A 14,024-nucleotide genomic window follows, 5' to 3' on the forward strand; every position below is an offset into this window, starting at 1 on the left:
GATGTTAGAGAGACTGAAAGAAGAGGTTTATGAGGCCAATCTGGAGCTGCCCAAGCATGGGCTTGTGAAATATACATGGGGGAATGTCAGTGCGGTTGACCGGGAAAGCGGCTTGTTCGTGATCAAGCCGAGCGGCGTCAGCTACGACAAGATGAAGCCGAGCGATATGGTGGTTGTCGATTTGGACGGCAATGTGGTGGAAGGCGATCTCAGACCGTCATCCGACACGCCGACACACGCCGTGCTTTACAAGCATTATGCGGAGATTGGCGGTATCGTGCATACTCACTCGACTTGGGCAACGGTCTGGGCGCAAGCCGGTCTGGATGTCCCGGTCATGGGGACTACGCATGCCGACACCTTCTATGGCGCCGTGCCTTGCGCCCGCTTCCTAACTCAAGAAGAGATCGACCGCGGCTATGAAGCGGAGACCGGACGTGCCATCATTGAGACCTTTGAACAGCGGGGCTTGGATATTATGGCGGTGCCCGGTGTCTTGCAAAAGGGCCATGCTCCGTTCACCTGGGGTAAAGATGCCAAATCGGCGGTCATGAACAGCGTTGTACTGGAGGAAGTCTGCAAAATGAATTTGTTCGCCCGCAGCTTGAACCATTTTGCCGAAGAGCTGCCGCAGCGGATCTTGGATAAGCACTATTTGCGGAAGCATGGGAAAGACGCTTATTACGGTCAAAAGTAATCCTACAATTATAAAATAAGGAAAGAGGATGAGCACAATGTCAACAGCTATCGTCAAAGAGTTCTGGTTTGTCGTAGGGTCGCAGCATCTTTACGGGGAAGAGGCGCTTTCGGAAGTCAAAGCAAACGCGCAAGCCATGACCGACGCGCTCAACAAGAGCGGCATTTTGCCATATCCGCTTGTACTGCAGGATCTTGCGGTCAGCGCGGATAAAATCACCTCCATCATGAAGGAGGTCAACTATCGTGACGAGGTTGCCGGTGTGATCACCTGGATGCATACCTTCTCCCCGGCCAAAATGTGGATTCGCGGCACCAAACTGCTGCAGAAGCCTTTGCTGCATTTGGCTACGCAATACAATGAGAGCATTCCTTGGGCCACGATCGACATGGACTTTATGAACCTCAACCAGGCCGCCCATGGCGACCGGGAATACGGCTTCATCAATGCCCGTCTGAATAAGCAAAACAAAGTGGTCGTCGGATACTGGGAACGGCCGGAGGTACAGAAGCAAATCGCGGAATGGATGGACGTGGCGGTTGCCTATAACGAAAGCTTCAACATCAAAGTCGCCCGTTTCGGCGACAACATGCGCAATGTCGGCGTTACGGAAGGCGATAAGGTCGAAGCCCAAATCCAATTCGGTTGGACGGTGGACTACTACGGGATCGGCGACCTCGTGGAGTACGTCAACGCGGTTACCCAAGAGGAAATCGACGCTTTGTTTGCGAAATATGCGGAGCTGTATGATTTCGATTACGGCACTTACGACAAGGAAACTTGGGAAGCGAGCGTTAAAGTACAGGTAAGCTACGAAATCGCCCTCAAACGCTTCCTGGATAAAGGCGGCTACAACGCCTTCACTTCGAACTTCGAAGACCTGCACGGCATGAAACAGCTCCCGGGTCTGGCAGTTCAGCGTCTGATGGCGCAAGGCTACGGCTTCGCCGGCGAAGGCGATTGGAAGACGGCCGCACTTGATCGCTTGCTGAAAGTGATGAGCCATAACCAGAACACCGGATTCATGGAAGATTACACGTACGAATTGGCTGCAGGCCAGGAAGCCATTCTCCAATCCCATATGCTCGAGGTAGACCCGAGTCTGGCAAGCAACAAGCCGAAGATTCTCGTATCTCCGCTCGGCATCGGCGACCGCGAAGATCCGGCCCGCCTCGTATTCGACGGCAAAGCCGGGGAAGGCGTGGTCGTGTCGATGGCGGACTTCGGCACGCACTATAAGCTGTTGATCAACGAAGTAACGGCCTTCGAACCGACGGTTCCGGCTCCAAAACTGCCGGTGGCCCGCGTACTGTGGAAGGTGAAACCGAACTTCCAGGACGGGGTCAAAGCCTGGATCGAGAACGGCGGCGGCCATCATACCGTCGTATCCTTGAACCTGACGACCGATCAAATCGTTGCCTATGCCAAGCTGGTTAACTTGGAATACGTAGTCATCAAGTAATTTTCATTAGGGCACCCTTATTGCAGGGTGCCCTATTATTATGTTTATATGAGGTTATACCTAACCTAACCGGATCGCCAGATTGGAGAGATACTTATGGGAAATACGGATAAGTTTGAAATGATAGCGAATGTGTATGACACTCCCGAAAGAATTCAAATTGCCAAGGTATCCTCGGATGCCATCCGTGAATACTTAGTTGACGCTAAAAGCAAGGATGCCATTGATTTTGGGTGCGGGACCGGACTTGTCGGCATGAACTTGTTGAACGAGTTTCGCTCTATGCTTTTTCTGGATACCTCAGAGAACATGATTCATCAAATAAAGCAGAAAATTTCCGATTATGACATTCAGAATGCTGATACGTTTTGCTTTGACTTTGAACAGAAAGGTTTGTCCGATTTGCATGCCGACTATATTTTTATGGCGCAAGTTCTCCTCCATATTCATGATGTTCAACTGGTTCTGTCCAGATTATTCGATGTGCTGATTGAAGGCGGACATTTACTGATCGTGGATTTCGATAAAAATGAAAAAATAGCTTCGGATATCGTTCATAACGGATTTGATCAAGCGGAGCTAACGGAAATAATGACTAAGATAGGGTATAGGAATATTCAATCCAAAACTTTTTATCACGGAAGCAAAATATTCATGGGGCAGGATGCATCCATGTTTATTCTTGATGCTCAAAAGTAATGTTTTTACCCGCTCCACTGAGCTCTAAAACTATTTAATCTCTCTTGAAACCCCTTCAAGACCTCCTCCGGCGCTTCCCTGACCTTGATATCCCCACCTAGAAACAGAAGCCAATTGATGATTTCGGTCAGCTCTTCGGGCTGATTCACATGGACTAAAGTTTTTAAAATGCCCGTGGCCTGGTATGGATTTGTATAGGAAATGGAAGCCTTTAGAGGATGGTACTTTTTATACTGTGCAATGGCTTTGGGACCCAGTTCGAGGACCAGGTTGATTTCTTCTTCCTGCTTGCTCAGCTTCTCCAGAATCTTCTTCCGACTTAGTTTCTTTTTCGGCGGGTGGGGCTGGACATCGATGAGCCCGTCGACGGGGAAAATTTTCTTCTTTTCTTTCTCTAAGTCAAAGCCCTCCATCAGCCAGAGGCTCTTTTCGTGATAAAGGTGCAGGAGATAGATAGGATACGACTTGGTTTCCTTCTCTTCTTCGATGGTAATCAACATAAAGTTGTCCATGAGCAGGTTTTGGATGAGTTTTTCCAACATGGGATGGGGAAGGTCCGAAAGTTCAAGCAGGTCGGGATTGTTCGGGTTGGTTCCTTCAAAAAGCAAGATTTGATTGAGAAGAACCAAATCATCCTGCTGGTTTGTTGAGATGAGGCCCAGTAATTTTTCGGCTAAAGATTGGCGACTCTTTAAATAAGGGAGCTGTGCATTTCTTGTAGCCATAAAGGCAATAAAGAGAGCTTTGACCTCATTATCGGTAAATCGCACATCGGGCAGAAGGGAGTTATGCATGACAAAATAACCCCCATCCCTTCCGACCTCGGCGACAAGCGGCATCCCCAGGGCCTCGATTTCTCTGATATCTCTGACAGCCGTCGAACGGGAGATATGAAATTCACGCATAATTTCGGAAATGGTAAATTGGGACCGATTATTGATATATCGCATGATGGTGTTAATCCGTTCAACTTTTTTCATCGGGACTCCTAAACAGGTTCATTTTTTGACATGATTTAAAGTTATGATAAACCTATCAAGTCAAGAACACAAATCACAAAAATTAATTAAAGAGAAGGAAGGTTATGAGAATGTCAAATTATCAATTGGTAGAAAAAGAGAGCTTTACCGTCTTTGGTCTTGGAACAGAGCTTAAGAGCCACTACACGGACTATGCAGGGATTAACAAGGAAAAGTCGGACTTTTGGGAGGCGGTCGGCAAAGACGGTAGGCTTGACACTTTAAAAGCCATCGCCGCAAATGACTACATTTTTGCCGTGAGCGAAGCAGTGAATAACAAGATGATGTACTATGCCGGTGTTATGACAGAGGGATCGGCACCGGCATCGGAAGAATCCAGCAGGTTGATCCAGTTTCCCAAGGGAGAATACTTGGTTGTTAAAGGGGAAGGGAAGACGGCCGAAGAACTAAATAATCAGCTTGCCGGCATTGCCTTTGGCCAAGTTTTACCGGAAGTCAACCATGTTGCTTATGTTGGCGGGCCAAACACAGCGGTTATAATGGGGGAGCGAAACGGTTCCGTTTTCGGTGAAATGTGGATTCCTGTTGTTAAGAAATAATGACTTTTAGGGGGGATAAATGTGTCTTATATCGTTGATTTTAAAAATGTATCTACGGTAGGTTTAGAGTCTTCGCCTGTGGCGGAAGCGCTTGCCGGTTTGCGTGCGAATGAAGCCCGTTACTATATGAATAAATACAAGCATGAATTTACGGTTGTACCCGCAAGCGAGAGCCAGGAAACCCTTGATTATGTAAACCGGGTTCTGAAAGAAGAACGGGGTATTGAATTTGCGGCCAAGCCTTTGGAAACATCGCGGTTTCAAGTGGAAAATATCGATTGGGCCTACGTCTTTTATGAAGATGGTCTAGAGGTCAACGTCTTGTATACGGTTGATGACCCCAAGAAGCGGGCGGTTGGGTTCAAGCTGTCCGAGGGGATGGAGGTCCCCAAGGAACTGGAAGAAAAGAAGTTTAAGTTTGCCCGGCAGAAGTCAAAACTGGCCGGAACCATTCGGGGCTCGTTCTTTGTAATTAAAGGAGAATATTAAAGCCGGGGAAAGCTAATATTAGCAGTTCTTTATTACTTTAGTAGTTGCAATAACCGCTCCTCGGTACCTGTTCCGGGTACCGGGACGTAGAAACACCAGTGAAGGCCCGGGTCGTTATCGACTACAGAAGCGGAATGGATCACGAACTCCAACTCCTGAGCGTCCGAAAGACGAAATAAAGCGGTCGCGACCCGCCTTTGCTTGATTTCATAAAGCTCCCAGAAATGTACAAACTCCTCGCTTTCCCGTCTCAAACGTTCGACCCGCTCCATATACAAGGGATTATCTTTATAACGGTCCAAATTCGCCCGCAGCGTCGCCGTAGTGTACCGGGCAAACCCTTCCCAATTCACCAGTCTTTGGCGGTAATCCGAATTACAAAACATAATGTTCATCATGTACCGTTCGCTTTTCGGCAGGCTTCCGAAATCGGCTATAATCAGTTCCGCCGCCCGATTCCAGGCGATCACATCCGTACCTTCGTCCGTGACGAAAGACGGATAATGCAATTGATCTACGATCGCTTGCAGGAATCCGGCATCCGGTCTTCCGCTATTGGGCACTACACCTGCACTCGCAGGATCTGCATTAGCCAAATCAAACAGATGCCTCTGCTCGTCTTCGTCCAATTTTAACGCGGTACTGATATTCCGTAACACTTCCGGCGAAGGATTTACCTCTCTGCCTTGTTCCAGCCAAGTATAGTAAGTCACGCTTAAATTTGCGAGATAAGAGACTTCCTCTCTTCGAAGCCCTGGGGTTCTTCTTCGTCCGGGAAGCGGCGTGATCCCCGCCTCTGCAGGCTGTAACCGTTCCCTGCGTGATTTAAGGAAATCCCCCAATGCGGATGAGGATTGATTTGTTTTCATAAATACGCCACCTCCAATTACTCATCATTATAATCTCTGTCCCAAACTGTTGCTACAGAAGAGAACCATAACTGATAAGAAATGCTGTTAGTCGCGTTAATAGTATAAACATGCTGTGGCTAGCTCCCTCCTATCACAGGTACGATAAAGAAAATTTTCGATATAGAGAAGAACTATGTGCATAGGAGGTTTATTTTCTTGAATAAGTACGTATACAGGAACAAGTTGGCTTTAGTTACCGGTGCATCATCCGGAATCGGGAAAGTGTATGCCAAAGAACTGGCGAAGCGAGGCTGCCATGTAGTGTTGGCAGCGCGCTCCAAGGACAAACTGGATGTATTGGCCGGAGAAATCAACCGCCAGTACGGCGTGCAGGCGTATGCGTTGGCTTGCGACTTGTCCAAAGCGGACGCCCCGCGTCAATTGGCCGGGCAAATTTCCGGACTTGGCCTGTCGGTCGATATTCTCATCAACAACGCCGGTTTCGGCACTTACGGCCGTTTCGAGGGGATAGACCCGGAGCGTGAGCAGGAAGAGATTATGCTGAATACGGCTGCGTTAGTCGATCTTACGCATCGATTTCTGCCTGATATGCTAAGGCGGAAGGACGGAATTGTAGTAAATGTGGCTTCGATGGCCGCGTTTATGCCTTGTGCTTATTCGGCCGTTTATGGGGCCACCAAAGCCTTTGTTTTGTCCTTCTCTGAGGCGCTCTGGGCGGAAACGCGCGGGCGGGGCGTTAAGGTCCTCGCATTGTGCCCGGGCGCAACCGGGACGGGGTTCTTCGATGCGGTCGGGAGCAAAGACATGGCTTCAGGTCAAAAGCTCTCGACCCCGGATAAGGTAGTAGAGGCCGGATTTCGAGGAATTGACCGGGGGCGAAGCTATATCATCGATGGCCGCACCAATTATTTTATGGCTCAAAGTATCCGACTTTTTAGCAGGCGCAGAGTGGCCATGATCATGGAACGCATGTCAAAACAGAGCGGGCATTAATTGCGACATCCCTATTGCCTATTCATGATCATTACTCAGCTGTTAGGTTCAGCATTCTAAGCAGCATCATAGAAGCAACAATGTATATTTTTTGTATAGATTCAATTGCTAAACTGATATATTAGGCAAATCGATAAAGGCCTGTTATATCGGAGGTTGAAAAAATCATGATGATAGAACAACCGGTAATGGACAAATTAGTCTTCAGAGCGATGGAAAGAAATCTGGCCATCATCCGTTTTGATACGAATCGAAAGGTTACCTTTGTAAATGAGGTGTTCGCCAATACGATGGGGTATTCCGTTGAGGAAATTCAGAAAATGCAGCATCGGGATTTCTGTTTTGACTCATTTGCCAATTCGCCGGCCTATGAGCAGTTTTGGAGGGCTCTATTATCCGGACAATGTTTTCAGGATAAGGTTGAACGGAAGAATGCCCGCGGCGAAACGGTATGGCTGGAGGCCACCTATATACCGATATATGATGAGCAGGAGTCCGAGGTCATCGGTGTCTCCAAAATCGCAACGGACATCACGGAACGGCAATTTAGCTTAACCACAGTGGTAAAGGAATTGGAGACTACCTCCAAGGGTTTAAACCAGCGCGCCGAGGAGGGGATCAGCCGGAGCCGGGAGCTGCTGCTCAGTGTCGACCGGATTGCCGAGGTTTCGGAGGAGAATACTCTTACACTTAAGGATCTGCAGGAGCAAGCCAAGTCGATCCAGGGGATTGTGCAAACGGTTCGTGATATTGCATCTCAGACCAATTTGCTCGCCCTAAATGCAGCCATTGAGGCGGCCCATGCGGGTCCGTACGGCAGAGGGTTTGAAGTAGTAGCCGCAGAAGTGCGCAAGCTGTCCAACGAGGTATCGGAATCCATTACCAAAGTTCAGGGCATTATCAATGGGATTACCAAGGAAATCTCCGAGATATCCAACGGCGTCAGCCGCAGTCAGTCTTCTATTGTGGAGAGCCAGCAACAGATCCGCGTGACCATGGATGACTTCGACAGCATCGTTGATTTTGCCCAAAGATTGGATGAGCAGGCACGGCATGTTGCCGATAATATTTAGCAATGCTTTGTGTGGGTACCAACAGGTACCCCTTAAATATAGCTGTTACCGGCGGCCGGAATGCTTCAATGGCAATCGCCGGCGAGTTTTATTTTGGTAAAAAAAAGGTAAAACCATTATATCAAGTAAAATCCCCTTAGGGTATATTTTATAGAAATAAATTCTATAGTATCTTGGAGTAATTATTTGCCTGGTCTATGGTTTGCTTAGGGTGATCGCTGTGAGTGATTTGATGAAAATGGTTGGGGAAGGCATTCGGCATTTCCGAAAACTGCGTGGACTAAGCCAGGAGGAACTTGCAAGTAAGGCTGAGGTACACGAAACTTACATAGGTAAGCTGGAGCGTTCCGAAAAAGTATGTTCTATAGTGGTATTAGCCAAAATTACGAGTGCGCTCGACCTTTCGATGGTGGAGTTCTTTAGTTATATCCAACCTGTAAGCGGGGAAGGTAACGAGTCTATTCTCGCAGAAATTGTAGACAAGCTTCGAAGTAGAAGTGTAAATGAACAGAAAAGGATACTGAAGGTCGTCGAAGCTATGATGGACGATCAGTTGAACTGAGCGGTCGAGATTCAAAAATATATTATTATGATTTGAAAGGGGCTTGCCGGAGCGAGCTCCTTTTTGTATTTTACAGATATCCTTGTTAAGCGGAGCCTTACCATAAGTAGGGCGAAATTTTTGAACTTAACGCACAAGGGAACAGGCAAGGAATCAATGTGAACCGCACCCCGGATACAACCAATCCCGCCAATTGGGGCAGAATTCAGCATATGCATGGTGATGTGTTTTACTCGCGCTCTGCTTGTAAGGCGTGAGCTAGTTATGAGCGTCCCCATAAGATTCTCGTGGAAGGTATTGACAAAACCACTCCACACAAGGTATATTGTGCATGCACGATATACACAATATGATGGGGAGGGATGTATGAAGTGCTTGCATTAGACATTCGAAACGTAAATAAGAGTTACCCCAATTTTCAACTTAAAAATGTATCGTTCCAATTGGAGAAAGGTTACATTATGGGTTTTATCGGTGCGAACGGCGCAGGGAAGACCACGACGATAAAATCAATTTTGAATATGACCCGCACGGATAGCGGGGAAATTCACATATTCGGGAAAAATATGGCTGATCACGAACTTGAGTTGAAGCAGGAAATTGGGTACGCCATGGGCGGTGTAGACTTCTACACCCGAAGCAAAATGAAGACCTTGACCGACGTGATCAAGAGGTTCTATGCCAATTGGGACGAGGAAACGTACCGCAACTACCTTCGGAAATTCAAATTGGATGAAAACAAAAGGATTGCCGAGTTATCGACGGGAATGAAGGTGAAATACAGCATTGCCATTGCCTTGTCCCATGGGGCAAAGCTTCTCATTTTCGACGAACCGACAAGCGGGCTTGACCCGGTTGCAAGGAACGAACTGTTGGATATTTTCCAGGGACTCGTCGCTGACGGCGAGATCAGCATTTTGTTCTCGACCCATATTACTTCAGATCTGGAGAAGTGCGCGGATTATATCACCTTTATTTCCAATGGGCAAATCGTCCACAGTGGTGAGAAGGAAGAGTTCAAGGAATCTTATCTTCTTCTAAATGGTGCTGCAGCCCAACTGAACCAAGTGAAGGACAGATTGATCTCTTATAAGATGAATTCATTTGGATTTACGGGATTGATTCCCGTGAGAGACTTCGATACCTCCTGGAACATGAAGGCTGCCACGCCTAGCCTTGAGGAGATCATGGTCTATTTCGCGAAGAAGGAGGATGAGTATGTATAACCTGGTGATGAAGGATGTAAGGTTGGCCGTGCCCCCCTTTTTCTTTCTGTTTCCTTTCTTGTTTGGTGCCTTAATGCTCATTCCCGGTTGGATCTACTTTATTGTCCCGCTGTATTTCTGCTGGATCACGATTCCGAATGTGTTCAACCAATTTAAAGCGCAGAATGATTTGATGTTCACGTCGGTGATGCCCGTCTCCAAACGAGATATGGTAAAGGCAAGGGTGACTGTGATCGTCGGCTTAGAGCTGCTGCATATCGTGATTGCCGCGATCTTCGGTTTCATTTCGATGAGCTTGTATCCCGATACAACCTATATTTTCTTCCCGCCCAATATGGGTTTCTGGGGGTTAAACCTTGTGATGCTTGCGATCTTTAACCTCATCTTTATCCCGATGTTTTATAAGACGGCTTATAAATTCGGCTGGGCGCTGCTCGCCGCCGTTATAGCTGCCATGCTGTTCGCCGGAATCGCCCAATGGCTCGGCATTCAAAGCCCGGTCGTGAATGAGATTTTCTACGGCACCGATGCGCAGCAAGTGACGCTCCAAACCTTCATTCTACTCTTTGGAATTGTGATTTTCGCAGCGTTCTCCGTCATTGCCTACCGGCTCGCGGTCAAACGATTCCTCCAAGTGGAAGTCTAATGAACATCGCGATCTCGAATGCATCTGACAAACCGATTTACCAGCAGCTTTTTGAACAGCTCAGCGCCCAGATTCTGAAAGGAGAATTGGAAAACGGCTATTGTCTTCCACCGATCCGACAAGCGGCTCAGGAGCTGAGCATCAGCGTGATTACCGTCAAAAAGGCCTGGGAAGCACTAGAGAGATACGGGTTGATCCATACCATTACGGGAAAGGGCTGTTTTGTCGCCGAACTGTCCTACGATCGGAAATTGCAAATTCGCAATGAAATGATCCTTAAGCAAATGCTTCTCGACACCTCCTACTACAAATCCTTCGGCCTTACCTTGGATGATGTGATTGAGATGTTGAAGAAGGTTTATTAGGCAAAGGGGGAGCTGACGCAACAGCTCCTTTCGCTTTTTTGCGATATGCATGATGCGGAGAGCCATACCATAAGTCATGGCCATGGCCAAGTTTTGATTTCAACCGTTATTAACACTTTGTTTGGAAATTTGCTTTTCCTTCCAAGATGGCACTCAAAAACTTCTTCGACTTTCTCAATCGCTTCAGGAGATCATCAATTTCATTGATTTTGTTTTCTACAATGTTCTTCTTTTCCTCGTAAGATAAGTTAATTTGTTGATTGACCAGCAAACTTAACTCTTCTATAGAAAAGTCTGCGGATAAAAGTGCCTTCACATCATCCAGATATTCAATAATTTCTTCAGAGTAAATACGGTAATTATTTTTATCTCTCTTAACAAATTGGTCCGGAACCAGGTTTTTACGTTCATAGAATCTCAATGTTGAGCTCAACGCATCCAGATCCTTTTGATCCGAAGTCGCTAGTACCGATACACTCGCTTGAGCATCTTGGACCGCTACGGAGCTTAAGACTACGAATAACACTGCGCAAAGTCCAAGTTTAAGCAACGCTCTAAAAGGCTTTCGAAGGACTTTCCGACTTTCCTGTAAATACACATTCCTACTGCTCATACTGTTCCCTCCCAAATTTCATGATATATTGCTATTTTTATAAAATTAAAAAGGCACACCGTGCCAACCCACGTTCATGGGTTCTCATCAGCATGCCTCTGGTTAACCAACCGGATTTATAAATTTAGTATTAAATAACATATATTCCCTTTCATTAATTTAATTTAATCCTATGCGTTTTGTCAACATTAAATTTGACGAACCGTGTGCATACCTCACCCATGTTCTTCTCTCTTCTCTCTTCTCTCTTCTATTTTCATCTCTTGGAACGGAAAAATGTAACGACATTGCCTGGCTATAGCTAATAGTTATAACCAGCTATAATTCTTTTGTAGAATGGTATAGGCAACCGGATATGCTATATTAATTTTAAAATAATTCTGCGAGGAGATTAACCTATGAGCACTCAAACTCAACCTGTAAAACGGACCGTTACTCCATTTCGATATGATATTGTTGGCAGCTTCTTGCGTCCCCGCGAGCTGAAAGAGGCTAGAGTCAAATTCCAGAACGGCGAAATTAGCGCCGAGCAGCTCATAGAAGTAGAGAACGCCGAAATCACCAAGCTCGTTCGGAAACAAAAAGAGATCGGCCTTCAAGCCGTAACCGACGGCGAATTCCGCCGCTCCTGGTGGCATCTGGACTTCTTCTGGGGATTTGACGGCGTAGAGCGGACAATCATTGATCAGGGATATCAATTTAACGGCGCCAAATCCAGACCCGAAACCGCCCGCTTGACCGGTAAAATAAGACACAGCAGCCATCCCTTTGTCGCACACTATGCATTTTTGAAGGGAGTCGCAGGCGAGGACGTCACCCCACGTCAATCGATTCCGGCGGCCGCACAGTTCCTGTTCGAGCTCGACCGGGCGGAAAATCAGGAAAGCACAAAGGCCGTATATCCGAATCGGGAGGAGCTTGTCGCGGATATTGCCAAAGCGTACAAGGCGGCGATTCTTGCCTTTTATGAAGCGGGCTGCCGCAGCATCCAAATCGACGACTGCACGTGGGGAGCGCTTTGCGATGAGCAATTTATGGCCTTCATGAAGCAGGCCGGCGTGGACGTTGCCGAGTATGCGAACGAGTTCGCGAAGCTGAACGGGGAGGTTATATCCGGCTTGCCGGACGATCTCGTGGTCACGACACATGTCTGCCGCGGCAATTATGTTTCGACTTATGCCGGAGTAGGCGGAGGTTACGAGCCGATCGCGCAAACACTTCTGGGCATCGATAACTACTCCGGTTACTATCTGGAGTTTGACACCGACCGGGCGGGCGATTTCAAGCCGCTTCGCTTCCTGAAGGACAATCAGCAGGTCGTGCTTGGCCTGTTTTCATCCAAATTCGGCGAGCTGGAAAGTAAGGAGGATATTCTGAAGCGTATTGAGGAAGCGACGCAATACGTCGACCTGAACCGGATTTGCCTGAGCCCGCAATGCGGCTTCGCTTCCACGGAGGAGGGCAACCATCTGACGGAGGAACAGCAATGGCGCAAGCTTGCTTTTATTAAAGAAATCGCCGATGAAATCTGGAAATAGAAAATAAGATAAAGGCATTTAGATCCCTTACCTCAAGGTAGGGGATTTTTGCTGCTTCAAACAGGAATTCGGGAAGAAACCCCGAATTTTATCTTTCACGCTGTTACGCTTGATGCGGAAACAGATGTTTCCATCATTAAGCAATACTCAAAATTATTATCGTTTTTGCGAGGAAAAGAGGTGCTCTCGAGTGGCGAAATGGGATAACATGCTGTCCATACTTTGGATGCTGCGGTCGGGAAGGAAGCTCACCGCCGCGCAGATCGCGGACAGTTTGGAAATCAGCGTCCGCACCGTGTACCGGTATATCGACGCTTTGTGCGCCAGCGGCGTGCCGGTCGTGGCGGAATCGGGCCACGACGGCGGCATTCGCATTCTGGAAAGCTTTCAGGAGACGCCATTATTCTTCAATTCCATAGAACTGAAGGCGCTTGTGGACGCGTTTAAATTTGCGGAAGGCGCCGGCTATCCGTACACGGAGGAGCTGGAGAGCGCGCTTGCCAAGGTGGAGAACGGCCTTCACGAAGAGCAGCGCCAAGATCTGTCCCGTCAGGCGAGCGGCCTCGATGTGATCTCGCCGGCGCGTCCGCCTTCCGTCGTTCCGCTGCTCAGGGACCTGGAGCAGGCGGAGAAGGACGGGCGAACGGTTCGCATCGTCTACCGGAAAGCGAATGCGGAGCAGGAAGACGAGCGTGTAATCGATCCGTACGGGCTCGCCTACGACCGGAATGAATGGTACGCCGTCGCATTCTGCCATCGGTCGCAGGCGGTCCGGACGTTCCGCGTGGACCGCATCGTGCGGCTTGCCCAGACCGAAGCGCGGTTCGAAAAGCCGGAGCGATTCTCCGCGTCCGCCTATTTCCGCGACCGGTCCGAGCGGGAACGGGAGGCGGACGGACCGCTGACGGTCATCCGCATCGAGGGAGAGCAAGGCGCGCTGAACGCGGTTTGCGGCCACTGGCACCTGCGCCATTATTTGACCGAACGGACCGACCGGGAGGCGCGGTTTCTGCTCGACGTCCCGACGATGAACAAGTACCTCCCGATGTATCTGATGACGTTCGGCACGGCTATTCGCATCCGTGAGCCTCTCGAGCTGAAGCGCCGGATCCGGGAAATGGCGAATGGAATCGCGAAACAATACGAAGACGATTCCGATTGAACTTCGCTGACAACGGTTGTCAGCGAACCCGGTATACGATAGTGACAA

General features: G+C 48.3%; 16 protein-coding genes. 13 read left to right on the forward strand and 3 right to left on the reverse strand.

What is annotated here, in order from left to right; translation table 11 throughout:
• Position 1 precedes the first annotated feature (1 nt).
• From V3851_RS12145 to V3851_RS12155, 3 genes are all read left to right on the forward strand, one after another.
• On the forward strand, positions 2 to 697 hold the full coding sequence (locus V3851_RS12145) for an L-ribulose-5-phosphate 4-epimerase (RefSeq protein WP_331846803.1): 696 nt from the start codon (positions 2 to 4) through the stop codon (positions 695 to 697).
• A gap of 37 nt (positions 698 to 734) precedes the next feature.
• Positions 735 to 2,159, forward strand: a complete 1,425-nt coding sequence (gene araA / locus V3851_RS12150; protein ID WP_331846804.1) for an L-arabinose isomerase — start codon at positions 735 to 737, stop codon at positions 2,157 to 2,159.
• A gap of 96 nt (positions 2,160 to 2,255) precedes the next feature.
• Positions 2,256 to 2,858, forward strand: a complete 603-nt coding sequence (locus V3851_RS12155; RefSeq protein WP_331846805.1) for a class I SAM-dependent methyltransferase — start codon at positions 2,256 to 2,258, stop codon at positions 2,856 to 2,858.
• Between the two features lie 5 nt (positions 2,859 to 2,863).
• Here V3851_RS12155 and V3851_RS12160 read toward each other — a convergent pair whose 3' ends face one another.
• A complete protein-coding gene (locus V3851_RS12160; RefSeq protein WP_331846806.1) occupies positions 2,864 to 3,838 on the reverse strand; it encodes a helix-turn-helix transcriptional regulator in 975 nt (324 codons plus the stop codon).
• A 110-nt stretch (positions 3,839 to 3,948) separates the two neighbouring features.
• Between V3851_RS12160 and V3851_RS12165 the strand changes: the two genes are divergently transcribed.
• Complete coding sequence (locus V3851_RS12165) at positions 3,949 to 4,437, forward strand: GyrI-like domain-containing protein (protein WP_331846807.1); 489 nt, start codon at positions 3,949 to 3,951, stop codon at positions 4,435 to 4,437.
• Positions 4,438 to 4,458: 21 nt separating this feature from the next.
• Complete coding sequence (locus V3851_RS12170) at positions 4,459 to 4,926, forward strand: phage tail protein (protein WP_331846808.1); 468 nt, start codon at positions 4,459 to 4,461, stop codon at positions 4,924 to 4,926.
• Between the two features lie 32 nt (positions 4,927 to 4,958).
• Here V3851_RS12170 and V3851_RS12175 read toward each other — a convergent pair whose 3' ends face one another.
• The gene (locus V3851_RS12175) at positions 4,959 to 5,795 is read right to left on the reverse strand and encodes a helix-turn-helix transcriptional regulator (protein WP_331846809.1); all 837 of its coding nucleotides are present in this window, start codon (positions 5,793 to 5,795) and stop codon (positions 4,959 to 4,961) included.
• A 198-nt stretch (positions 5,796 to 5,993) separates the two neighbouring features.
• On the opposite strand from V3851_RS12175, the gene V3851_RS12180 reads away from it, so the two are divergent.
• From V3851_RS12180 to V3851_RS12210, 6 genes are all read left to right on the forward strand, one after another.
• Positions 5,994 to 6,791 carry an SDR family NAD(P)-dependent oxidoreductase gene (locus V3851_RS12180; RefSeq protein ID WP_331846810.1) on the forward strand — a complete coding sequence of 266 codons (798 nt, stop codon included), beginning with the start codon at positions 5,994 to 5,996 and terminating at the stop codon, positions 6,789 to 6,791.
• A gap of 167 nt (positions 6,792 to 6,958) precedes the next feature.
• The gene (locus V3851_RS12185) at positions 6,959 to 7,864 is read left to right on the forward strand and encodes a methyl-accepting chemotaxis protein (protein WP_331846811.1); all 906 of its coding nucleotides are present in this window, start codon (positions 6,959 to 6,961) and stop codon (positions 7,862 to 7,864) included.
• 220 nt (positions 7,865 to 8,084) lie between these two features.
• Positions 8,085 to 8,426, forward strand: a complete 342-nt coding sequence (locus V3851_RS12190; RefSeq protein WP_331846812.1) for a helix-turn-helix domain-containing protein — start codon at positions 8,085 to 8,087, stop codon at positions 8,424 to 8,426.
• A gap of 371 nt (positions 8,427 to 8,797) precedes the next feature.
• Positions 8,798 to 9,652, forward strand: coding sequence for an ABC transporter ATP-binding protein (locus tag V3851_RS12200; protein WP_331846813.1), 855 nt, complete (start codon positions 8,798 to 8,800; stop codon positions 9,650 to 9,652).
• Entirely contained in the window at positions 9,645 to 10,298 is a 654-nt protein-coding gene (locus V3851_RS12205; protein ID WP_331847055.1) for an ABC-2 transporter permease, read from the forward strand. Before V3851_RS12200 ends, V3851_RS12205 begins: the two co-directional genes overlap by 8 nt.
• Positions 10,298 to 10,663 (forward strand): GntR family transcriptional regulator, encoded by a 366-nt coding sequence (locus tag V3851_RS12210; RefSeq protein WP_331846814.1) that lies wholly within the window; start codon positions 10,298 to 10,300, stop codon positions 10,661 to 10,663. Before V3851_RS12205 ends, V3851_RS12210 begins: the two co-directional genes overlap by 1 nt.
• A gap of 109 nt (positions 10,664 to 10,772) precedes the next feature.
• On the opposite strand, the gene V3851_RS12215 is transcribed toward V3851_RS12210, so the two are convergent.
• The gene (locus V3851_RS12215; RefSeq protein ID WP_331846815.1) at positions 10,773 to 11,276 is read right to left on the reverse strand and encodes a MerR family transcriptional regulator; all 504 of its coding nucleotides are present in this window, start codon (positions 11,274 to 11,276) and stop codon (positions 10,773 to 10,775) included.
• Positions 11,277 to 11,674: 398 nt separating this feature from the next.
• Between V3851_RS12215 and V3851_RS12220 the strand changes: the two genes are divergently transcribed.
• Together V3851_RS12220 and V3851_RS12225 are read left to right on the forward strand one after the other, a co-directional pair.
• Entirely contained in the window at positions 11,675 to 12,814 is a 1,140-nt protein-coding gene (locus V3851_RS12220) for a 5-methyltetrahydropteroyltriglutamate--homocysteine S-methyltransferase (RefSeq protein ID WP_331846816.1), read from the forward strand.
• A 190-nt stretch (positions 12,815 to 13,004) separates the two neighbouring features.
• The gene (locus V3851_RS12225; protein ID WP_331846817.1) at positions 13,005 to 13,976 is read left to right on the forward strand and encodes a helix-turn-helix transcriptional regulator; all 972 of its coding nucleotides are present in this window, start codon (positions 13,005 to 13,007) and stop codon (positions 13,974 to 13,976) included.
• The last annotated feature ends 48 nt before the right edge of the window (positions 13,977 to 14,024 follow it).

It is taken from the genome of Paenibacillus haidiansis, assembly GCF_036553665.1.
Taxonomy (GTDB): Bacteria; Bacillota; Bacilli; order Paenibacillales; family Paenibacillaceae; genus Fontibacillus; species Fontibacillus haidiansis.

Coding starts and splice junctions, on each gene's coding strand:
- V3851_RS12145 (WP_331846803.1), top strand. CDS start 2: ATGTTAGAGAGACTGAAAGAAGAGGTTTATGAGGCCAATCTGGAGCTG.
- araA (WP_331846804.1), top strand. CDS start 735: ATGTCAACAGCTATCGTCAAAGAGTTCTGGTTTGTCGTAGGGTCGCAG.
- V3851_RS12155 (WP_331846805.1), top strand. CDS start 2,256: ATGGGAAATACGGATAAGTTTGAAATGATAGCGAATGTGTATGACACT.
- V3851_RS12160 (WP_331846806.1), bottom strand. CDS start 3,838: ATGAAAAAAGTTGAACGGATTAACACCATCATGCGATATATCAATAAT.
- V3851_RS12165 (WP_331846807.1), top strand. CDS start 3,949: ATGTCAAATTATCAATTGGTAGAAAAAGAGAGCTTTACCGTCTTTGGT.
- V3851_RS12175 (WP_331846809.1), bottom strand. CDS start 5,795: ATGAAAACAAATCAATCCTCATCCGCATTGGGGGATTTCCTTAAATCA.
- V3851_RS12185 (WP_331846811.1), top strand. CDS start 6,959: ATGATGATAGAACAACCGGTAATGGACAAATTAGTCTTCAGAGCGATG.
- V3851_RS12205 (WP_331847055.1), top strand. CDS start 9,645: ATGTATAACCTGGTGATGAAGGATGTAAGGTTGGCCGTGCCCCCCTTT.
- V3851_RS12210 (WP_331846814.1), top strand. CDS start 10,298: ATGAACATCGCGATCTCGAATGCATCTGACAAACCGATTTACCAGCAG.
- V3851_RS12215 (WP_331846815.1), bottom strand. CDS start 11,276: ATGAGCAGTAGGAATGTGTATTTACAGGAAAGTCGGAAAGTCCTTCGA.
- V3851_RS12220 (WP_331846816.1), top strand. CDS start 11,675: ATGAGCACTCAAACTCAACCTGTAAAACGGACCGTTACTCCATTTCGA.